This is a genomic window from Streptomyces sp. NPDC059564 (assembly GCF_042735575.1).
GTDB lineage: Bacteria > Actinomycetota > Actinomycetes > Streptomycetales > Streptomycetaceae > Streptomyces.
The window spans coordinates 1-21758 of record NZ_JBHWBP010000112.1; the positions used below are offsets into that span (position 1 = coordinate 1).

Below are 21758 nucleotides of genomic sequence, written 5' to 3' on the forward strand. Positions count from 1 at the left end.
CGGCCGCCGACGGCCGTTGCTGTACGCGCCCGCGGCGCGCGCCCGCGGAGACGGAGGCCATGGCGCTCAGCCGGCCAGGGTGCTGGCCGGGGCCGAGGGGGCGGCGGCCGGAGCCGCCGCGCGGGCCAGGGAGTCGTGGGTGATCCGGCCTATGTGCGTGACGAGTTCACCGACCGACATGGCGAGGATGCCGTCCATGTCCTTCTCGGAGAGGAAGCCCATCAGGTCCACACCGGCGCCGTAGCGGTGGTGCAGCAGCTCGGCGAGGGCCACGAACTCGATGCTCTCCAGGGCGAGGTCCTCGTTGAAGGTCGTGCTCATCGTGATCTCGTCCGAGAGGAGGAACTCGTCGCCGACGATCTCCACGATCATTCCGGTGATCTCGGCGAGGATGTCAGTGGCCATGGCGGGTCTCCATGAGGGGGAAGGGGACGGGGGAGGAGGAAGCCGGGAGGGCGGTCCAGGCGACGACGTGGCCGTCGGGCAGCGCCGTGGTGCGGACGGGATGCGGGTGACCGCCCGGGGACAGCACCCGAAGGCCGCCGGAGGCGGGGTCGTCGGTGACGGCCCAGTCGCGCGGGCGTCCGCCGAGGCCGGTGCCCTCCGCCTTGGCGGCGGCCTCCTTGGCGCACCAGAGCGTGGTGAGGGCGGCGGGCAGGCCGGTGCCCTCCCGGTCCGACAGGGCTTCGGCCAGGCGCAGTTCGTCCGGCGTGAGGGCGATCCGGATCAGCGCGTCGGGGTCGGCGGTCACCGTCTCCACGTCGATGCCGACCGGGTGCGTGCGGTGGGCGAGCGCGACGGCGACCCGGTCCTTGTGGGCGAGGGACAGCCGCAGTCCGCGGGCGAGCGGGCCCTCGGCGAGGGGGCGGCCGTCGGGGGCGTTGCCGACCGGTACCTCGGCCGGGAACACGGGACCGGCGCCGCCGTCCCACAGCAGGTTGCGGACCGCGTCCTTGGCGGCGATCCGGCCCAGCAGCCAGGGCGCCCGCGCGCGCAGGGGCAGCCCCTCGTACGCCACGCGCTCGGCGGCGCCGAGGTAGCGGCGCATCACGAGCTCCTGCGAGGCGGGGTCGGTCCACCGGCGGCGGGCCAGGCACCAGCCGGCGGGCTGGGGTTCGCCGATGCCGCACACCTCCGGGGTGAACTTCATCGGCCAGACCCGCTCGTCGGCGCCGAAGCGGCGGTACGTCCATCCGTCGATCCGGGCCCAGAGCCGGCCGGCGGCGTCGAGCAGGTCGAGGTCGCCCCGTACGGTGACGTCGCGCACCTCGCGGATCCGGGCGGTGGCCCCGACCAGGGAGTGCGGGGCGGGCAGGGGCCCGTAGAAGCGGATCCGGCCGACGGTGGCGGGGAACACGAGCCGGTCGACGGGCAGCCGGAGCTGCATCCAGTGCCCGAAGAGCTGCCCGGCGGCGTCGAGCAGCGCACCGGGGTCGGGCAGCGCCCGCAGCACGCCGCGGATGCCGTCGTCGCCGACGGTGCGGACCTCGTGGACCCCGGCGAAGCGGGGGCCGTGGAACATCCACCGGTCGCGGTAGAGGCCTTCGGCGCTGACGGGGGCGGGGCGCGGGTCCCGGATCGGTGTGGTGTCGGGGGCGGGGGGCTCGGCGTAGTGCGTGCCGAGCAGGACGACGACGGTGGCGTACTCGCCGAGGGTGACGCGGATCCGGCCGGGGCCGGCGGGGGCGGCGGCGACCGGGATGTCGACGGCGGGCTCGACGGGGAGCCAGCGCAGGGCCCGTACGTCGTCGTAGCCGAGGACGGCCGTGCCGGGCGGGGCGCCCCGGAGGGCGGCGTCGGCGGCGAGCTCCAGCATGGTGGTCATGGGCACGACGGGAAACCGGTCGGAGTCCTCGGGCCAGTCGTCGGGCTGGAGGTAGACGCAGTGGTCGCGGACGTAGGGCAGCGCGCCGAGCGAGAGCCGCAGGGTGTATTGCCCCGTAGCCCTCCCCGAACCTTCCGGTGGCAGGGCGGGCGCGCCCGTAGCCCCCGTGGGCGCCACGGGTCCGCGGGCGGGGCCCGGAGCCCCGGCGGCATGCGCGGGTACCGCCGGGGGCGTGCCGGTGTCGTGGGCGGGATCCGCCGGAGCCTCGGGGGGTGTGCCGGGTCCGGGCATGGCATCCGGGGATGCCGCCGGGGGTGTGACGGTGTCGTGGGCGGGAGCCTCCGGAGCCGGCGGGGGCGTGCCGGGGCCGGGGGTGGCACCCGCTGGTGCCGCCACGGGCGTGCCGGGGCTGGCCCAAGCCGGCGGGTGCGCGGCCGACCAGGCTTCGGTGACGCTGCGGGCCGCCGAGCGGGTGTCGGCGAGGACGGTGTCCAGCGCCGACAGCAGAACCGGGCGGTCGGCCGTCGTCGGCGGCGCGGGCGCCGCCAGCAGACCGCCGAGTGCCGTCTTCGCGGCCTCGCCGAGCCGCACCAGCGGCGACCCGAGGTCCAGCGCCACCGTCCGGCCGGCGCCCGCCTCGGGCGGCACGCGCCCCGGCTCGGAGGTTGAACCCCCGGCCCGGCCGGCCACCGCGCCCTGCTCGGGGGCAACGGCCGTGCCCTGGCCGGAGGGCGCCGCCCCGGACCGGGGGTCCGTCGCGTCGGCCGGGGTCAGGCGGTGCCAGTTCGGGGTGTGGCCCTCGGTCCAGAGGGCGGCGCAGGTGCGGCGCAGGGCCGCCAGGCCCTGGAGGCGCGGGGACGCGGTCGACACCGAGAGGTGGGGGCGTTCGCGCAGGGTGTCCTCGACGAAGCCCGGCAGGCTGCCCGGGCCCAGCGTCACGAAGCTCCGCACGCCCTCGTCCTCGTACAGCCGCAGGGTCAACTCGCGGAAGCGGACCGGCTCCAAGAGGTGGCGTTCCACCAGCTCCCGTACCGGTTCCGGCGCGGACGGGAACGCGGCGCACGTCGTCGCCGACCACACGGGGAGGGCCGGCGGCCGGAGCGGCAGGTGCGCGAAGGCGGACCGGACCTGGCCCAGGTACGGCTCCCACATCGGCGTGTGGAAGCCCGACCGGAACGGGAGCACCTGCCCCAGCACCCCCTCCGCGCGCAGCCGGTCCAGGACCTCCGACACCCCGGCGGGATCGCCGCAAACAACCGACTGGTGCGGGCAGTTGTCGTGGCTGACCACCACCCCGTCGACCCCGTGCAGCGCGGCCTCGGCCCGCCGCGCCCCGCAGCCGAGCGCCGCGTACACGAGGTCGGGGACCTTCAAGGAGCCAGGCCGCAGCGAGGCGAGGAACGCGTCGGCCGCGTCCGGCGGGTACATCCCGCCCGCGACCATCGCCGCCCACTCGCCCAGGCTGTGCCCCGCCAGGACGTCCGCCCCGATGCCCAGCTCCGGCAGGACCCGCGCGAAGAACCGGCCCGTCGCGATGGCGTCCAGGGCCCGTTCCATCAGCTCGCCGCCCCGGCTCAGCCGCGGCCGGTCCAGGCCGAGCCGGTCCGCGACGTCGTCGAGCACCGGCGCGAACTCCGGTTCCAGGCCCGGGAAGAGGAACGCGACCCGCCCGCCGAGCGGCTCCGGCGTGAACCACACGTCCCCGCGCCCGCGCCAGGCCCGGCCCCGCGCCACCACCTTCGCGGCCAGCGCCAGCCGCTGCGGAGTCGGCCCGAGCACCGCCAGCCGGCACGGCCCCTGCCCGGCGGACACCCCGCCCGCGAGCAGCGCCGCCAGCTCCGCCGGGCCGTCCGCCGCGAGCAGGAGTACGTCGTCCCGCGCGGCCGCGTCCACCGGCGAGGCGCTCCCCAGCGGCAGGAACCGCCGTACGGGGGCCGCCGCCGCGGGCCGCGACGCGGACCCCGGCGCCTCCTCCAGCACCACGTGCGCGTTGATCCCGCCGAACCCGAAGGCGTTGACCCCCGCCCGCCGCGGCTCGGGGCCGCGTTCCCAGGGCTCCGCCGCCGTCACCGGCCGCATCCGGGTCCGGGCCAGGTCCGGGTGCGGCTCCTCCAGGTGCAGCGTCGGCGGCAGGACCCCCTCGTGCACCGCGAGCACGGCCTTGATCAGCCCGGCCATGCCGGAGGCCTGCATGGTGTGTCCGACCATCGACTTCACCGAGCCGAAGCCGATCCCCGGTCCGGAGCCGTCCGACGGCCCGAACACCTGGGCCAGCGTGTCGAGTTCAGCCGCGTCCCCGACGGGCGTACCGGTGCCGTGCGCCTCGAGCAGCCCCAGCGAACCGGCCGCCCGGGGGTCCAGCCCGGCCTCCCGCCAGGCCCGCTCCAGGGCCCGTACCTGGCCCGCGACCAGGGGGCTCATCAGGCTGGCCGCCCGGCCGTCCCCGGCCACCCCGGTGCCCCGGATGACGGCGTAGATCCGGTCCCCGTCGCGCTCCGCGTCCGCCAGCCGCTTCAGCAGCACCACCCCCGTGCCCTCCGACAGCAGCGTGCCGTCGGCCCGCCGGTCGAAGGGCCGGATCCGCTCGCTCGGACTCAGCGCCCGCAGCTGCGTGAACACGCTCCACAGCGTGGCGATGTGGCAGTGGTGCACCGCCCCCGCCACCACCGCGTCGCAGCGCCCGCCGGCCAGCAGCCCCACCGCCTGGTCCACGGCCAGCAGCGAGGAGGCGCAGGCCGCGTCGAGGGTGTAGGCGGGGCCCCGGAAGTCCAGCCTGTTCGCCGTCCGGGCGGCCGTGAAGCTCGGCACCAGCCCGATCGAGGCGTCGGGACGCTCGGGCCCCAGCGCTTCCTGGAAGGCCGAACGCACCTCCGCGATCCGCCGTTCGCCCAGTTCCGGGGCGAGTTCGCGCAACGTCTGCGCCAACTGGTGTGCCGTTCGGACCCGTTGGTCCAGCCGGGCCGTGGCCACGCCCATGAACCCGCCGCGCCCCAGCACCACCCCGATCCGCGAGCGGTCGGCCGGCAGCCGCTCCTCGCCCCCCGCGTCGGCGATGGCCTCGGCCGTCGCGTGCAGGGCCAGCATCTGGTCCGGCTCGGCGCCCTCGACTGCGGTCGGCATGATCCCGAACCGGGTCGGGTCGAAGGAGGCCAGGCCGTCGACGAACCCGCCGCGCCGGCAGTAGAACCGGTCGCCGGCCGGCGTGCCCGTGGCGGCCGCCGGATCGTAGTACACCTCCGGGTCCCAACGCCCGGGCGGGACCTCGCCGATGGAGTCCGTACCGGAGAGGAGGTTGCGGCGGTACGCGGCCAGGTCCCCGGCGCCGGGGAACACCGCCCCCATCCCGACGATCGCCGCGTCGGTCGGCCGCGGCCCGCGCCGCCCCTGGCGTCGCTCACTCATCGCCACGGCCGCCGTCCTCCCGCGCCATCAGGACCACTTGTACGTCGGAGCCGTGCGCGAGTTCCGCGAGGAACGCGGCGGTGCCCGCCTCGGGGGTGATGAGCGGGACGCCGCGCCGCGCGTACGCCCGTTCCAGTTCGGGGGTGACCATCCCGCCCGCCTCGGCGGCCCAGGGGCCCCAGTCGACAGAGAGCACCCGGCCGGGGAAGGTGTCGGCCCAGGTCAGGGCGAGCGTGTCGAGCGCGTCGTTGGCGGCGGCGTAGTCCGTCTGGCCGCGGTTGCCGTACACGCCGGCGACGCTGCCGAACAGGACGAGGAACCGGGGTGCGGGGGTGGCGCCGTGCTCGGCGGCCGCGGCCGCGAGGTGCCTCGCGCCGGCTACCTTGGTGGTGAACACCTCGGCGAAGGCCGCCGGTTGCTTGTCGGCCAGCAGCCCGTCGCGGAGCGTGCCCGCCCCGTGCACGATGCCGTCGAGCCGCCCGTGCCGGGCCCGTACGTCGGCCACCACGGCCCGTACGGCCTGCTCGTCGGTGACGTCCGCGCAGTGGTAGCGCACGGAAGCGGCCACCTCGGCGAGGGCCGCCAGGCTGGCCCGTACCTCGCGCTCGGCGAGGATCCGCGACGCCGCGGCCTCGATCTCGGCGGGGGTGCGCAGGCCCGCGCCGATCAGGGCGGCGCGCAGGGCGACCCGGTCGAGCGCCTGCCCGAACTCGTCTGCGGCGGCGGGTGGTTCGGGCGTGCGGCCGATCAGCTCGACGTGGCAGCCGGTGGCGCGGGCCAGCGCGAGCGCGCTGCGGGCGGTGATTCCTCGGGCGCCGCCCGTGAGGAGCACCACGGAGCCGGGATCCAGGGGCGGGGCGGCGAGGTCCGCGCCGGCCAGGGGAGCGGGTACCGCGCGGCGGCAGACCCGTTGCCCCTCGGCGGTGTACCCGACCGAGGCGGGCCCGTCGGGCGTCCCGGCCAGCTCGGCGAGCAGCTGGGCGGCGACCTGCTCCGGGGCCTCCTTGGGGTGGACGCCCACGGCACGGACCAGGGTGCCGGGGAACTCGATGGCCGCGCTGCGGGCGAAGCCGTGCAGACCGGCCCCGGCGCTGCCGGGCGCGGTGACGAGGAGCAGCCGCCCGACCCCGCCGGTGAGGGCGCGCTGGAGCCCGCCGAACGCGTCGGGCAGGACGGGCTCCGGCTCGTTCCCGGACCCGGCCGGGGCCGGACCGGTCCGTAGCGCGGAGAGGTCGACGAGCGCCTGGTATCCGGGCTCCGGCCGCGCCAGGAGGTGCGGCTCGGCGCCGTGCTCCCGCAGGGCCGCGGCCAGGGCACGGGCCAGCCCCTGCCCGTCCTCGACCACCCCGACCCGCAGACCGCCGAGCCCGGCCGGATTGCCGACGGCGGCCTCCACGGGCACCAGGTCCACGCGCAGCCGTGCGACGGGGACCGGGGCCGGTGCCGGTGCCGTCCGGCCCGGGGTCCCGGCCGTCGGGCCCGGGGCCGGTGGGCCCCCGGCCTGGACGTGAGCCGGTGCTGCCCAACCCGGCGTCCCAGCCGTCGGGTTCGGGGTCTGGTCCTGGACCGGGGCCATCCAGCCTGGCGTCGCAGCCGACGGGTCCGCGGCTCGGACGTGGGCCTGTGCCGTCCGGCCCGGCGCCGCGGCCGTCGGGTCCGGGGCCCCGACGTGGTCCGGTGTCAGCCGGCCCGGCGTCCCGGCTGTCGGGCCCGGGATCCCTGAGTCCGTGGTCTGTTCTTGGACCGGTGCGGACGCGTCGGGGGTGGCGGTGCGGGAGGTGATCCAGTCGACGATCCCGCGCAGGGTCTTGATCCGGGACAGCTCCTCGACCGCGGACTCGGCGGAGCCGCCGGCGTCCCGGGGGAGCCCGATGCGGTCGGCGAGGGCGCCGATGATCTCGACGCGCTTGATGGAGTCGATGGACAGGTCCGCCTCCAGGTCGAGCTCGGGGTCGAGCATGTCCCGGGGGTATCCGGTCCGGGTGTGGACGATCTCCAGGACCACGTCCATCACCCCCTCCGCCGACATCGGCCCGGGCACCTGCGCCACGGCCTCCGCCCCACCGGTCCGAACCCCGACGCGCGCGGCCCCGCCGGCCACCGCCCCGACGGTCTGGGCGCCGCCGCCCACCGCCCCACCGGTCTGGAGCGCACCGGTCTGGAGCCCACTGGTCTGGAACCCACCGGTCTGGAACCCACCGGTCTGGGCCCCGACGGTCTGGACCCCACCGGTCTGGGCGCCGCTGCCCACGGCCACACCGGTCTGGACCCCACCGGTCTGGGCGCTGACGGGTGCGGCCCCGAAGGTCTGGGCCCCGCCGGCCACTGCCCCGCCAGCCACCGCCCCACCGGTCTGGACTCCGCCGGTCTGGACTCCGCCGGTCTGGGCGCCGACGGGTGCGCCCCCGAAGGTCTGGGCGCCGAGAGGCGTGGCGCCGAGGGTCTGGATTCCGAGTGTCTGGGCCCCGAGTGTTGGGGCCCCGTCAGGCGTGGCTCCGACGGGCCCTGCCCCGACAGGGGCGGCCCATCCCGTCTGGGCCGCGACGGGTGCGGTCCCGAAGGGCTGGACTCCGACCGCCGGCGCTCCGCCCGGTTGCACCCCGCCGGAAGCGGCCTCGGTGGCGGGAGCCGCGTACATCGGCACCGTCGCCGACGTCAGTGCGCGCGCAGCCGCGCCCAAGTAGCCCAACATCACGTCGCGTTGTGCCGCGACCAGCTCGCGGGTCCCGCGCAGGTACGCCAGCAGCACCTCCTCGCGGCGGTCCGAAGCCGGGGCGGAGGCCGAGCCGGGCGCCGCGGCCCCTACCGGGACCAGCGCCACCGCCGGAGCCCCGACCGGGGCCGTCCCCGCGGCCGCCGCCACCACTGGGGCCAGAGCCACTACCGGGGCGGAAGCCGTCCCCGGGACCGTGGCCCCTACCGGAGCCGACGCCTCAACCCGAGCCGGGGCCTCAACCGGGACCGGCCCCGGGGCTGACGCCACCGCCGGGGCGAAGGCCGCCACCGGTGCGAGAGCCGCATCCGGGACCGTGGCCCCTACCGGTGCCAGGCCCACCGCCAGAGCCGGGGCCCCGACCGGGGCCGTCCCCGGGGCCGATGCCACCGCTGGCGCCAGGGCCGCCCCCAGCGCTGCAACCGGCGCCACCGCCGCGGCCAGAGCCGCCGTCGCGGCCACGCGGCGGGCCGGGCGGAGGCCGCCCGGGACCGGGGTGCCGTCGGCGGTGCGGACCAGGTGGCCGTCCACCAGCCACCCCGGCCGACGCGGAGCCCGCGCCGGGAGCGGCGCCGACCGGCCGCGGAACAGCGCCTCGGGGTCCACCGCGACCCCCGCCGCCGCGAGTTCCGCCAGCGCCGTGACCAGCCGCCGCAGCCCGGGCTCGCCCGGCACGTCCAGCGGGACCACCGTGTGCGGGAGCCCGCCCAGGATGCGGCCGACCAGCCCCGACAGGACCCGCCCGGGCCCGGCCTCCACGAAGGTCCGCACCCCGGCCGCGTACATGGCCTCCACCTGCTCCACGAAGCGGACCGGCGAGGCCACCTGCCGGGCCACGAGGTCGCGTACGGCCTCGGGATCGGCCGGGTACGGGCCGGCCGTGGTGTTCGACCAGACCGGGACGGTGGCCGCCGCCAGCGCGGTACCGGCCAACTCGGTGGTCAGGTCCGCCGCCGCGCCCGCCACCACCGGACTGTGGAACGCGCAGGCCACCGACAGGAGTTCCGCCGACAGACCCGCCCCCCGCAGGGCGTCCACCGCCGCCGAGACGGCCGCCGTGGGCCCCGAGATCACGCACTGCCGCGGCGCGTTGTGGTTCGCCACCACGCACCCGGCCCGCTCCACGAGCTCCCGTACCTCCTCGGGCGCGGCCGCCACCGCCGCCATCGCGCCCGGGTCGTCCCCGGCGGCCGCGAGGATCGCGCCGGCCCGGCGCCCGCTGAGCCGCAGCAGGTCCGCCGTCCCGTACACCCCGGCCGCCCACAGCGCGACCAGCTCCCCGTACGAGTGCCCGGCCACGCAGTCCGGCCGTACGCCGAGCCCCGCGAGCAGCCGGTACGCCGCGACCCCCGCCAGCCCGAGCGCGGGCTGCGCCACCCGGGTGTCGGTGACGGCGGCCCGCTGCTCCGCCCGCGCCTGCGCGGTGAACGCCGCCGGGGGGAACACCGCCGAGACGACCGCCTCGGGGGCATCGTCGAGCTGCTCGCGCAGGGTCGGGAACGCGGTGTACAACTCGGCGAGCATCCCGACCCGTTGGCTGCCCTGCCCCGGGAACAGGAACGCGACCCGGCCCGGATCCGCCCCTTCCTCCCGTACGTGGACCCCCGGGCCCGCCGTGAACGCCCGGGCCCGCTCCAGCCGTTCCGCCAGCTCGTCCAGGTCCCCGGCGACGACCGCGACCCGCACCACCGCCCGGCTTCCGTCGGCCCGTATCCCGCCGCCGGCGCCGGAGACCTCCGCCGCGAGATCGCGCAGCGCCCACGGCCGCCCGGCCGTGTCGTTCTCCTCCAGCCGCGCCGCCAGCCGCGCCATCGCCCGGCCCGCCGCCCGCCGGTCCTCGCCGCGGAAGCAGAACAGCTCGGCGGGCCACTCCTCGTGGCCGTGCGCCGGTTCCGCCGCGCCGGGGTAACCGGCCAGCACGGCGTGGTAGTTGGTGCCGCCGAAGCCGAAGGCGCTCACGCCGGCGATCCGCCGCTCCACCGGCACCGCCCACGGGCGTGCCCGGGTGTCGAAGAAGAAGGGGCTGCGGTCCGCGTCCCACGCCGGGTTCGGCGCGTCGATGTGCAGGGTCGGCGGCCGTACGCCCGCGTGCACCGCCCGGGCCGCCTTGATCAGCCCGGCCAGCCCGGCCGCGCACTTGGTGTGGCCCAGCTGCGATTTCACCGAGCCCAGCGCGCACGAGCCGGGAGCCGCCCCGGCGGAGGTGAACAGGTCGTTCAATACGGCCAGTTCGGTGCTGTCGCCGACCACCGTCCCGGTGCCGTGCGCCTCGACCAGGCCCACCTCGCCCGGCGCGATTCCGGCCCTGGCGTAGGCCCGGTCCAGCGCCCGCCGCTGGCCCTCCGGGCGGGGCGCGGTCAGCCCCAGGGAGCGGCCGTCGCTGGCGGATCCGACCGCCTTGACCACCGCGTAGACCCGGTCGCCGTCCCGCTCCGCGTCCGCGAGCCGCTTGAGGACCAGCGCCCCGACGCCCTCGCCGAGTGCGATCCCGTCGGCGGCCGCGTCGAAGGGCCGGCAGTGGCCGGTCGGCGACAGGGCACGTACGGAGGCGAACATCAGGTAGTCGTTGATGCCGTTGTGCACGTCCGCGCCCCCGCACAGCACCATGTCGCTGTCCCCGTCGCGCAGTTGGCGGCAGGCCAGGTCCAGGGCCGCGAGCGAGGAGGCGCAGGCGGCGTCGACCGTGCAGTTCGCGCCGCCGAGGTCGAGGCGGTTGGCGACCCGGCCCGCGATCACATTGGCCAGGACGCCGGGGAAGGAGTCTTCGGTGAGCCGCGGCAGTTGGTCGTCCAACTCCGGCGGCAGCTCGCCCAGATAGGCGGGGTGCAGTGCGCGCAGCCCGTACGCGCCCGCCAGCTCGGTCCCGGCCTCCGCGCCGAACACCACCGAGGTGCGCGAGCGGTCGAAGGCGCGCTCCTTGCCGTACCCGGCGTCCGCGAGGGCCCGTGCCGAGATCTCCAGTGCCAGCAGCTGCACCGGCTCGATCCCGGCCAGCGAGGCCGGCGGGATGCCGTGCGCGAGGGCGTCGAAGGGCACCGGGTCCAGGAACCCGCCCCAGCGGGACGGGGTGCGCTCGCCGGCCCGCGCCGGGTCGGCGTCGTAGTACAGCGCCGGGTCCCAGCGCTCGGCCGGGACCTCGGTCACCGCGTCCTTCCCGGCCAGGACCGCCGCCCAGTACGCGGCGAGGTCGGGCGCTCCGGGGTAGGCGCAGGCCATTCCGACGATGGCGATGTCGAGCGGCCCGGCGGCCGCGGCCGCCGCGTCGTCCGGTGCCGTGAAATCCGCGGCCCGGCGCCGCAGCACCTCGCTCGCCCTGGTGGTCACCTCCGCGTGCAGCGCGGCGATCGTCGTCGTCGCGGAACGCAGTGTCGCGGCCTGGCCGAGCATGAACAGCCCTTCGGCGTACTGCTCTTCCTCGCCGACGGCCTCCAGCCCGGAGTCGTCCGCCCGCGCCCCGCGGCGCAGGCCCTTGCTCGCGATCCGCAGCCGCCCCAGGTTCAGCCGCTCCAGTTCCTCCCACGCCGTGCGCGGATCGGTGCCGTCCTCGGCGAGCCGCCGCCGGGTCGTCTCGAAGGTCTCGGCGTACGGGGTGGCCGCGCAGCGGGTGGAGTGGCCCGGCGCGGTGTGCAGGAGGACGGTGTCCGCGCACTCCACGGCCGCCCGCTGGAAGACCGGCAGCACGGCGCCCGCCGCCACGGCCTCCTCGGTGAACAGGTAGGCGGTGCCCATCAGTACGCCGATCCGCGCCCCGCGCTCGGCCAGCGGGGCCGCGGCCGCCACCGCCATCGCGGCGGACCGGGCGTCGTGGATGCCGCCCGCGAACAGCACGTCCAGCGCGGCCGGTTCGGGGCAGGTGAGCAGCAGCTCGATCTGCTCCTCCCACAGCGGGAACGAGGCCCGCGGCCCGACGTGCCCCCCGCACTCCAGCCCTTCGAAGACGAACCGCCGCGCGCCCTCGGCGAGATACCGCTCCAGCAGGCCCGGCGAGGGCACGTGCAGGTGGGTCGCGATCCCGGCCGCTTCGAGCGGGGCCGCCTGGGCGGGAGTCCCCCCGGCGATGATCGCGTACGGCGGGCGCACCTCGGCCACGGCCGCCAGCTGCTCCCGGCGCAGCTCGGGCGGGGCGAAGCCGAGGAGGCCGACGCCCCAGGGCCGGTCGCCGAGCCGCTCGGCGGTCTCGGCGAGCAGGCGGCGTACGTCCGGGCCCTCCATCACCGCGAGGGCCAGGTACGGGACCCCGTCCTCGGCGGCCACCGCCTCGGCGAAGGCCGCCTGGTCGCTCACCCGGGTCATCGGGCCCTGGGCGACGGGCCGTGCCCGCAGCAGGGGCCGGGCCCGTACCGCGGCCTCCAAGTGCCCCGTCACGGCGGCCCGTACGGCCTGGAGGACGCCTCCCGTGGTCCGGTGGCGTGCGGCGAGCCGGGCGGCCGAGGCGCCGTCCTGCCCGACGGGCAGCAGTTGCGCGCGCAGGTCCCGGGCTCCGAGCAGGGCGGCCACCGGCCCCTCGGGCAGGGGCAGGTCCGGCCGGGCGAACACCCGGTGCCCGTCGGCCAGTCGTGTCTCGGAACCGTCCATGGCCCGCAGTGCGGCCGCCACTTCACCGGGTAGATCTGCCATCCCTTCGTTCGTCAGGGCGAGTTGTACGTCGACCAGCACCCCGGCGGCTCCGCCCGCGACGGCCGCGGCCGCCGTGTGCGGTCCGATGCCGCCGTACGCGAGGACGGGCACCCCGAGGCCGGGCCCCGCCAGCAGCTGCTGGAGCAGCACGAAGGTGGTGGCCGGCCCGACCCGGCCCGCCGCCTCGTGGCCCTTGGCGACGACGGCCACCGCCCCGGCGGCCACCGCGGCCCGCGCCTCCTGCGGGCTCACCGTCTCGGCCCACACCCGGCGCGTCCCGCCCGCGGCCCATGCGGCGACCCGCTCCGGGGTGTGGTCCGCCGGGTCGGCGAGCAGCACCGTGTCCACCTCGGGCGGCGGCTCGCCGGGCCCCAGCGGGCACCCGGCGGGCACCCGCACCCCGTACCGGGGCCCGCCGTCGCCGCGGCCCGCGCCGAGCCGGCGACCCAGCTCCGCGAAGGCCGCCCGCGCGGCACCGGGATCCCGCCCGAGGTCGAGCAGGCCGAGCGCCCCGGCCCGCTCGGCGGCGGCCGTGATCCTCGGGTTCGGTTCCTCGAAGGGGGTCAGCGCGACGACGAGATCGCGCGCGGCGGCGGACTGCGGGGACGGCTCGGGCTGGGGGGTCACGGGCGCTCCTCATCGAGTGCTGTGTCACATGTCGCAGGACCGGGCGTGCTGGTACGCCCCCGGGCGGTTGCCGGGGCCGAGCTACGAAGGACGGCGGGACGGGCGCCGCGACACGGACACGACCCGTCGCGGCACGGTGCACCAATCGGCCGGGCGGCCCGCCACGCCTACGGCGGGATTGAACCTTGGTCAAATTCCCCGATGCCGGGTTGCATCGTGCGGGGGCCGGCGCGCACTGTCAACGGGCATACGGAGTACGTTGCTTCGGTTCCCTGCCACGCCCGCCGCATTCCGGACACCCCCCGGAACGGCCGCGATCCGGCCCCCGCCGAGCCGGTGGCCTGGGCCGTTGCCCGCCCGGGCGGCGGGCGCGGCCGCGCGGGGCGGCGTACCGGACCGGCCCGGGGACATGCCGCACCGGTATGCCTCGTCGCCGACCCGGCATGAAAACCCTCCGGGAGTCGGACAGTTGTTCACCCGACGGCCCTTACAGGTACAGCATGGCGCGGTTACCGTCCGGTCATGACCCCCACACTCGCGCAGCTCCGCTACCTCGTCGCCGTCGCGGACTGCCGCTCCATCACCGGGGCGGCCGCCTCGGTCTTCGTCGCCCAGTCCGCCCTCTCCCGGGCGGTCCAGGCCATGGAACGCGACCTCGGCGTCGAACTCCTCGCCCGCCGGGGAAGGGGGGTGGACCTCACGCCGGAAGGGGCCCGGGTCGTCCGACTGGCCCGCACCGTCCTGAACGCGGTGGAGGCCATCGACGACATCGGGACACCGCACGGCAAGGACGCCCGGGACGTACTGACCCTCGCCACCACCCCCACCCTGGCCCTCGATCTGGCTTCCGATCTGGTGCCCGGCTTCACCGAACGCCATCCCGGCGTCGACGTGCGGCTCCAGCAGCACGACAGCCGTGAGGTCCTGGTCCGGGAACTGACCGAGGGGAGAGCCGAGTTGGCGCTGGTCGACCTGCCCGTCGACAGCGGGCTGTCCACCCACCACATCCAGGAGCGCGAGGTGGTGCTCATCTCGCCGATGGGCTCACGGCTCCCCGACCCGATGCCCTTCCAGATGCTCGACGGACTGCCCATGGTGCTGCCCTGCCCGGGGACCGGCCGGCGCACCGAGATGGAGGCCATGTTCAGCTGCCTGGGCGTACGCCCCATTCCCACCCTGGAGGTGGACGAGCGCCTCGCCTGGGTCACGGGCGTGACGGACGGCCGGGGGTCCCTGATCTGGTACCGGGACGTCGTGACCAGGGCCTTCGGCAGCCGCGCCGAGATCCGTTCCTTCACCCCGCCCCTGCTGCGTCCGGTGGGGATCGTGCACGCCCGGCGCTCGCTCGGCCGGGCGGCGCGCGCGTTCATCGCGCACGCGCGGCACAACGCGCCCCTGCGGGAGCCGGTGCGCTGACCGGGGTCCCGGCGGGCGCCGGTGCGGTTGACCGGAATCGCCCTTGCGGCCCGGCAGTCATGCCCGCCCGGCATTGAACGATGCTCAAACGGGAGGCCGTTGCCGCTGGCGCCGCCGACGAGCGGGCCCTCAGATGGTGCGCATGCCCCGACTCCTCACACCCCCACGGGCCGCCGCCCTCGCGACCGCGGCCCTCGCCACCCTCCTCCCGGCGGTCGCCTGGATGGCCGACGCCACCGCCTCCCCGGCCGGATCCGCGCCGACACCCGCACGCGTACCCGCGGCCGCCGGCGCCCTGGCACCCGAGAAGAAGTGCACCCTCCCGGGCGGCCTGACGGAACTCAGCGGCCTCGCCATGAGCCGCAAGCACCCCAACGTCTTCTACGCCGTCAACGACAGCGGCAACACCAACCAGGTCTTCGCCATCGACTGCAACGGCGCGATCGGGCAGCTCAAAGCCACCTTCACGCTGTCCGGCGTCGGCAACACCGACTGGGAAGGGCTCACGCTCGGCAAGGACGCGGCCGGCGGCCCGGCGATCCTGGTCGGCGACATCGGGGACAACTTCGGCAACCGCGCCGAGATCGCCGTGCACGGCTTCCCCGAGCCCGACCAGCTCGCCAACGCCACGGTCACGCCCGTGACGTACCGCTTCGCCTACGCCGACGGCAAGCACGACGCGGAGTCCCTGCTCGCCGACCCCGTCACCGGACAGATCTACATCGCGAGCAAACTCATAGGCTCCGCAGGGCAGTTGTACAAGGCTCCCCTGCCGCCCGTCGCCGGACAGCTCGGCACCCTCACCGCGGTCCGGCCGGGTCCGGTCTTCGCCACCGACGGCGCGTTCTCGCCGTCGGGTGCCTCGTACACCCTGCGCAGCGGCGGGCCGTTCGGCGCCAACACGGCCTCCGTCTACAGCGCCGCCGGGACCAAGCTCGCGGACGTCGCCCTGCCCGCCCAGTCCCAGGGCGAGACGGTGACGTACGCCGACTGCGCGAACCTGCTGGTCGGCTCCGAGAACGACACCCAGATCTGGCGCGTCCCGCTGCCACCCGAGGCCACTCCCGGCTGCGACACGACGCCCACGCCGACGCCGACGCCGACGCCGACGCCGACGCCCACGCCGACTCCCGGTGACCTGAAGCTGGTCAACCCCGGTCCGCAGAGCTGCAAGTTCAACCAGAGCTGCACCGTCCAGCTCACCACCACGGGCGGCAAGTCCCCCGTCCGCTACACCGCCACCGGACTCCCCTTCGGGCTGACCCTGGACGCCGTCACCGGCCGGATCACGGGCAAGCCCTGGGCCACCGGCACCGTCCAGATCACCGCCACCGCGACCGACTCCGCCGCGACGGCCTCCACCGCCACCTTCCCTCTGGCCCTCGGCTGGTTCTGACGGGCCCTGGTCCGGTCCCGCTCACCCTCGCGGCGTACGCGACCGGAGGGAGAGCGGAACCGGCCGGCGGTCAGTGGAACAGCATGGACGCGCCACCGGCCGCGGTGGTGACGGAGCCCGGACACAGGAAGCTGCCCGAGCTCTTGGTGGCGGTGAAGGCCCGGTTGACGTACTTCCTGGTCGTCCCGTCCCGGTCCCACACGATGTTGGTGGCCTTGTAGCGGCAGGAGATGAAGCTCTGCTGCCCGGTGATGTCGATCAGGTCGGTACGGGCGGTGCCGGCCGTGTCGTCGAAGGTGAAGGCCGGGTTGTTGTTGAGGGAGGCGGTGATGCCCCCGTCGCAGGCGAGGTTGCCGCCGGGCTTGTTGATGCTGGTGCGGTCGACGGTGAGGGCGGTGGGGGGATTGGCACTGGCGCGGGCGTTGCTCCAGGTGCAGGTGTTGCCCGCGACGACGATGACGCCGTCGACCTTCTGGTCGGCAGCGGGCGAGGCGGTGGCGGTCGTGACGCCGCCGACGGTGGCCGCGAGGGCCAGGGCCGCGATGCCCAGTTTCCGCAGGCGCGGTTGCGCGAGGTGCAGCATGTCGCTCCTCCTTGACACGTCCTTGTGGGGGTGTGGTGCGAGGCCGGTGCGGAGTGCGTCACGGAATGTCCCACAAGGGTCATGAGATGTCATGGGCACATCAATGATTGGCCGGAATGCGCGCACGGACCCATCGCGGGGCGCAGGGCGGTGTACTACCGGGGGAGTACACCGGAAACGCTACGCCGGGGTGACGCCGGTGACGGGAGCCCGCGTCTAGCGTGACGGTATGGAACAAGAGCGCGAACGCCCCGGTCCTCCGTGGCGACGATGGGCGGAAGGAGCCGGGCGCGGCCTGGGCTGGCGGTCCGCGCTGCTCGTCGCCGTCCTCGCCCAGGTCGGCTCCGGCTGGGCCGCGCAGGCGCAGAGCGGCCGGGTCCCGCTCGACGTCTGGGCCCGGGTCCTGCTGCTGCTCGGGCCCGCCCTGCTCGTCGTACGGCACCGGTACCCGGTGGCCGTGGTGTACGCGGTCAGCGCCGTCGCCCTGGTGTACCTGGCAGCGGGGTACCCCTACGGCCCCGTCTTCGTCAGCCTGGCCGTGGCCTGCTTCGCCGCCGTCATCTCCGGGCACCGCAAGGCCGCCTGGGGGGCCGTCGCCCTGCTCTGGGCCGGCCACCTCCTCATAGGGCACTGGCTCTACCGATGGCTCCCGCCCCCCGGGGACGGCCCGGCACCCTGGGAGCAGGAACTGGGCATCACCGCCTGGGTCCTCGCGATGCTCGCCGTCTTCGAACTGGTCCGCGTCCGCCGCGAACAGTGGTCCCGCGAACGGTCCGAGCGCGCGGCCGCCTCCCGCCGCCGGGCCGACGAGGAGCGGCTGCGCATGGCCCGCGAGCTGCACGACGTCCTCGCCCACAGCATCTCGGTGATCAACGTCCAGGCCGGGGTCGGACTGGCCCTGCTCGACACCGACCCCGAACAGGCCCGTACGGCGCTCACCACCATCAAGGCCGCCAGCAAGGAGGCCCTCGGCGAGGTCCGCCAGGTCCTCGACACCCTCCGCGCCCCCGGCGCCGCCCCCCGCACCCCCGCCCCCGGCCTCGACCGGCTCCCCGACCTCCTCGAACAGGCCGCCGCGGCCGGGCTCACCGTGGCCACCGCCACCGAAGGAAGAGCCCGGAACCTGCCGCCCGGCGCCGGCCTCGCCGCCTTCCGCATCCTCCAGGAGGCACTGACCAACGTGGTGCGCCACTCCGGCTCGCGCACCGCCCGCATCCGCCTCGTCTGGCTGCCGGACACCCTCGAACTGCGCGTCGACGACGACGGCCCGGCCACCGGCAACCCCGCGGGCGGCAGCGGCAACGGCCTCGCCGGCATGCGCGAGCGGGCCGCCGCCATCGGTGGCACCATCGAGGCCGGGCCGCGCCCGGACGGCGGCTTCCGGGTGATCGCCCGACTCCCGCTGAAGGCCGCCGCCCCGCCCCAGGAGGACCCGTGATCCGCGTGCTGCTCGCCGACGACCAGCTGCTCGTCCGGGCGGGCTTCCGGGCCCTGCTCGACGCCCAGCCCGACATCGAGGTCGTGGGGGAGGCGGCCGACGGGGACGAGGCCGTCCGGCTCGTGCGCGCACTGCTCCCCGACGTGGTCCTCATGGACATCCGGATGCCGGGGCTCGACGGGCTCGCCGCCACCCGGGCCATCACCGGGGACGGGGCGCCGACCGCCGTGCGGGTGGTCATGCTCACCACCTTCGAGCTCGACGAGTACGTCTTCGAGGCGATCCGCTCCGGCGCGTCCGGCTTCCTCGTCAAGGACACCGAGCCGGAGGAACTGCTCCGGGCGGTCCGGGCGGTGGTGGACGGCGACGCCCTGCTCTCGCCCGGAGTCACCCGCCGTCTCATCGCGGAGTTCGCGGCCCGCTCCAAACAGCCCGCCACCGCGGCCGGCCTGGAGCGGCTCACCGACCGGGAGCGGGAGGTCATGGCCCTGGTCGGCATGGGCCTGTCCAACGAGGAGATCGCCCGCCGGCTCGTCGTCAGCCCCCTCACCGCCAAGACCCACGTCAGCCGCACGATGGTCAAGCTCGGCGCCCGCGACCGCGCCCAACTCGTCGTCCTGGCCTACGAATCCGGGCTGGTCCGGCCCGGCTGGCTCGGCTGACCCCGGCGGGCGTACTCCCGTGGAAGTACACCCGGTGCAGCCGGCCGTACGACGACCCGGCACCCCTACCGGAGCCAGTCTCGGAGCGAGACGAAAACCCCGCGCTTCCGAGGAGCTGAACCGAGATGAACACCCTGACCACCCTCGCGTACGACGGGCCCGGCCCGTGGGTGCTGTTCTTCCCGCTGGTCTGGGCGGCTGTCGTGATCACCGTCGTCACCGTGCTGCGCCGCACCGGATGGCGCGGCGCGCGCCGCGGCCCGTGGCAGGGCCGTGAGGCCACGTACGGCGAGCGCTCGCCGATCGCGATCCTGGGCCGGCGCTTCGCCTCCGGCGAGATCGACGAGGACGAGTACTGGCGCCGGCTGTCCGTCCTGGACGAGCAGTTCGGCCGCTCCCTCAAGGACGGTGCCGCATGAGCACCGCCACCACCACACCGGGCGGCGGCGACCGCGCCGCCGCCCGCGTCGTCGACGCCGTCAAGGTCTACGGCAGCGGCGCCACCGAGGTACGGGCCCTCGACGGGGTCAGCACCGACTTCCCGGCCGGCCGCTTCACCGCCATCATGGGGCCCTCCGGATCCGGCAAGTCCACGCTCATGCACTGCGCCGCCGGACTCGACACGCTCACCTCCGGCTCCGCCTTCATCGGCGGCACCGAGCTCGGCGCCCTCGACGACCGCGGGCTCACCCTGCTGCGGCGCGAACGCGTCGGCTTCGTCTTCCAGGCCTTCAACCTGGTCCCCACCCTCACCGCGGCCGAGAACATCACCCTCCCGCTGGACCTCGCCGGCACCCGGCCCGACGCCGCGTGGCTCGACACCCTGATCGACGTCGTCGGTCTCCGCGACCGCCTCCACCACCGGCCCGCCGAACTCTCCGGCGGCCAGCAGCAGCGCGTCGCCGTCGCCCGCGCCCTGGCGGGCGGGCCCGAGGTGGTCTTCGCCGACGAGCCGACCGGCAACCTCGACTCCCGCTCCGGCGAGGAGGTGCTCGGACTGCTCGGCCGGGCGGTGCGCGAGATGGGCCGTACGGTCGTGATGGTCACCCACGACCCGGTCGCCGCCGCCCACGCCGACGAGGTCGTCTTCCTCGCCGACGGCCGCCTCGTCGACCGCATGCCGACCCCCACCGCGGACCGCGTCCTGGACCGCCTCAAAGCCTTCGACGCCCGCTCCACGGAAGCCCGGCCTGTCGGCGCTCGGCCTGCGGACCTCCGCCCCAGCGACGCCCGCCCAGCGGACGCCCGCGCCACGGAGGCCCGGCCCGCCGACCCCCGCCCCGCCGACCCCCGCCCCACGGCGCTCCCCGCGGACGCGACCACCACGAGGAGGCCGGCATGAGCGCGGCCCGGACCACCCTCCGTCTCGCCACCGCCTCGCTGCGTGCCCGCAGACGCCGCTTCGCCGGAACCTTCACGGCCGTCCTCCTCGGCGTCGCCTTCCTCGCCGGGACCCTGGTCATGGGCGACACCCTCCGCGCCGGCTTCGACACCATGTTCGCGTCGGCGGCCAACGGCACCGACGCCGTCGTCCGCAGCACCCGCGTCGTCACCACCCCGGGCCAGACCCAGGGCAGCCGCGGCACCGTCCCCGCCGACCTCGCCGAACGGCTCCGTACCGTCCCCGGCGTGGCCGCCGTGGAACCCGCCATCCAGGGCGCGGGACAGCTCCTCGGCAAGAACGGCAGCCCCGTCGGCGGCCAGGGCCCGCCCACCCTCGCCGGGAACTGGATCACGGACCCGGGCCTCAACCCGTACCGGCTCTCCGAAGGCCGCGCCCCCGTCCGCACCGGCGAGGTCGTCGTCAACCGCGGCGCCGCTTCCCAGGGCGGCCTCCGCCTCGGCGACACGACCGTGCTGCGCACCCCCGACCCGGTCCGGGTCACGATCGTCGGCCTGGCCACCTTCGGCGGCGCCGACGGCATGGGGCAGGTCACGTACACCGGCATGACCCGCGCGGACGCCGAGAAGTACCTCACCGCCACCCCCGGTCAGGCCGCCTCCCTGCAGGTACGGGCCGCCCCGGGCACCACGCAGCGCCACCTGGTGGAGGCGCTCGCCCCGGCACTGCCGCACGACGTCGAGGCCATCACCGGACAGGAGTCCGCCCAGGAGAACACCGACATGGTCTCCGGCCGGTTCCTGACCCTGTTCACCACCCTGCTGCTCGTCTTCTCCGGCATCGCCCTGCTCGTCGCCACCTTCAGCATCCACAACACCTTCGCCATCGTCGTCGCCCAGCGCACCCGCGAGAACGCCCTGCTCCGCGCCCTCGGAGCGGCCCGCCGCCAGATCCTCGCCGGCACCCTGGCCGAAGCCGCCGCCGTCGCGGTCGTCGCCTCCGTGGCCGGCCTGCTCGGCGGCATCGGCATCGCCGCGGGCCTCCAGGCGCTCTTCCCGGCCATCGGATTCCCCTTCCCCGACGGGAGCCTGGTTGTCAGCGGCACCTCGCTGCTGCTGCCGCTCGCCGTCGGCGTCGCCGTCTGCCTCGGCTCGGCCGTGCTGCCCGCCGTACGGGCCGGACGGACGGCGCCGCTCGCCGCCCTGCGCGACAGCGCCGTGGACCGCTCCGGGACCTCGCGGGCCAGGACGGTCACCGGCGCCGCCCTCGGCGCCGTCGCCCTCGCGGCACTGCTGACCGCGGCCCTGGCCGTGCCGTCCCTGTGGCTGTCGGCGGCGGGCGCGGTGCTGGCCACCGCCTCGTTCGTCGTCCTCGGGCCGGTCGCGTCCTCGTACGCCGTACGGATCCTCGCGCGCCCCCTGCACCGCCTGCGCGGGGTCACCGGCGCCCTCGCCGGCCGCAACGCCGCGCGCAGCCCCGCCCGGACGGCGGCCACCGCGACGGCACTGATGATCGGAGTCGCCGTCGTCTGCCTCTTCACCGTGTTCGGCGCCTCCCTCAAGGCCACCATGGACCGCACCGTGGCCCGCTCCTTCGCCGGTGACGTGGCCATCAGCGCCCCCGCGTTCGGCGCCGGAGGCAGCGGCCTCAGCCCGAAACTGGCGCCCGCCGTGGCGGCACTCCCCGTGCTCACCGCGATCCTGCTGGTCTACCTCGTCTGGCCGACCCACTGGGTGG

Annotated in this window: 10 protein-coding genes and 1 pseudogene; 7 read left to right on the top strand and 4 right to left on the bottom strand. The window is 76.1% G+C overall.

The features are described 5' to 3' along the window. Window positions 1-66 precede the first annotated feature (66 nt). From ACFV0Q_RS20125 to ACFV0Q_RS20135, 3 genes are read right to left on the bottom strand one after another with little or no spacing between them, the layout of a single operon-like run. On the bottom strand, window positions 67-405 hold the full coding sequence (locus ACFV0Q_RS20125) for an acyl carrier protein (RefSeq protein WP_385007163.1): 339 nt from the start codon (window positions 403-405) through the stop codon (window positions 67-69). Next, window positions 395-5227 carry a beta-ketoacyl synthase N-terminal-like domain-containing protein gene (locus ACFV0Q_RS20130; protein WP_385007165.1) on the bottom strand — a complete coding sequence of 1611 codons (4833 nt, stop codon included), beginning with the start codon at window positions 5225-5227 and terminating at the stop codon, window positions 395-397. The genes ACFV0Q_RS20125 and ACFV0Q_RS20130 overlap by 11 nt, the downstream gene beginning before the upstream one ends. Beyond that, window positions 5220-13184, bottom strand: coding sequence for an SDR family NAD(P)-dependent oxidoreductase (locus ACFV0Q_RS20135; protein ID WP_385007167.1), 7965 nt, complete (start codon window positions 13182-13184; stop codon window positions 5220-5222). The genes ACFV0Q_RS20130 and ACFV0Q_RS20135 overlap by 8 nt, the downstream gene beginning before the upstream one ends. 522 nt (window positions 13185-13706) lie before the next feature. On the opposite strand from ACFV0Q_RS20135, the gene ACFV0Q_RS20140 reads away from it, so the two are divergent. Together ACFV0Q_RS20140 and ACFV0Q_RS20145 are read left to right on the top strand one after the other, a co-directional pair. After that, complete coding sequence (locus ACFV0Q_RS20140; RefSeq protein ID WP_385007169.1) at window positions 13707-14600, top strand: LysR family transcriptional regulator; 894 nt, start codon at window positions 13707-13709, stop codon at window positions 14598-14600. Window positions 14601-14742: 142 nt separating this feature from the next. Beyond that, window positions 14743-15996 carry a putative Ig domain-containing protein gene (locus tag ACFV0Q_RS20145; protein ID WP_385007171.1) on the top strand — a complete coding sequence of 418 codons (1254 nt, stop codon included), beginning with the start codon at window positions 14743-14745 and terminating at the stop codon, window positions 15994-15996. A 70-nt stretch (window positions 15997-16066) separates the two neighbouring features. On the opposite strand, the gene ACFV0Q_RS20150 is transcribed toward ACFV0Q_RS20145, so the two are convergent. Beyond that, complete coding sequence (locus tag ACFV0Q_RS20150; RefSeq protein WP_385007173.1) at window positions 16067-16579, bottom strand: hypothetical protein; 513 nt, start codon at window positions 16577-16579, stop codon at window positions 16067-16069. Between the two features lie 229 nt (window positions 16580-16808). Here ACFV0Q_RS20150 and ACFV0Q_RS20155 point away from each other — a divergent pair, with 229 nt between their 5' ends. The 5 genes and pseudogenes from ACFV0Q_RS20155 to ACFV0Q_RS20175 form a co-directional block, all read left to right on the top strand. Further along, a complete protein-coding gene (locus ACFV0Q_RS20155; protein WP_385007175.1) occupies window positions 16809-18017 on the top strand; it encodes a sensor histidine kinase in 1209 nt (402 codons plus the stop codon). Continuing rightward, window positions 18014-18679 (top strand): response regulator, encoded by a 666-nt coding sequence (locus tag ACFV0Q_RS20160; protein WP_385007177.1) that lies wholly within the window; start codon window positions 18014-18016, stop codon window positions 18677-18679. The genes ACFV0Q_RS20155 and ACFV0Q_RS20160 overlap by 4 nt, the downstream gene beginning before the upstream one ends. Before the next feature lie 125 nt (window positions 18680-18804). Then, window positions 18805-19098 carry an SHOCT domain-containing protein gene (locus ACFV0Q_RS20165; RefSeq protein ID WP_385007179.1) on the top strand — a complete coding sequence of 98 codons (294 nt, stop codon included), beginning with the start codon at window positions 18805-18807 and terminating at the stop codon, window positions 19096-19098. Next, window positions 19095-19856, top strand: a pseudogene (locus ACFV0Q_RS20170) (ABC transporter ATP-binding protein); the annotation flags it as partial. The gene ACFV0Q_RS20165 and the pseudogene ACFV0Q_RS20170, both read left to right, overlap by 4 nt. A gap of 161 nt (window positions 19857-20017) precedes the next feature. Then, the coding region (locus ACFV0Q_RS20175) for an ABC transporter permease (protein ID WP_385007181.1) at window positions 20018-21758 on the top strand (1741 nt) is incomplete at its 3' end.

What these genes read in the sequence shown, in the direction of transcription:
- ACFV0Q_RS20125 (WP_385007163.1), bottom strand. Translation starts at nt 405, where the DNA reads ATGGCCACTGACATCCTCGCCGAGATCACCGGAATGATCGTGGAGATC.
- ACFV0Q_RS20130 (WP_385007165.1), bottom strand. Translation starts at nt 5,227, where the DNA reads ATGAGTGAGCGACGCCAGGGGCGGCGCGGGCCGCGGCCGACCGACGCG.
- ACFV0Q_RS20140 (WP_385007169.1), top strand. Translation starts at nt 13,707, where the DNA reads ATGACCCCCACACTCGCGCAGCTCCGCTACCTCGTCGCCGTCGCGGAC.
- ACFV0Q_RS20145 (WP_385007171.1), top strand. Translation starts at nt 14,743, where the DNA reads ATGCCCCGACTCCTCACACCCCCACGGGCCGCCGCCCTCGCGACCGCG.
- ACFV0Q_RS20150 (WP_385007173.1), bottom strand. Translation starts at nt 16,579, where the DNA reads ATGCTGCACCTCGCGCAACCGCGCCTGCGGAAACTGGGCATCGCGGCC.
- ACFV0Q_RS20155 (WP_385007175.1), top strand. Translation starts at nt 16,809, where the DNA reads ATGGAACAAGAGCGCGAACGCCCCGGTCCTCCGTGGCGACGATGGGCG.
- ACFV0Q_RS20165 (WP_385007179.1), top strand. Translation starts at nt 18,805, where the DNA reads ATGAACACCCTGACCACCCTCGCGTACGACGGGCCCGGCCCGTGGGTG.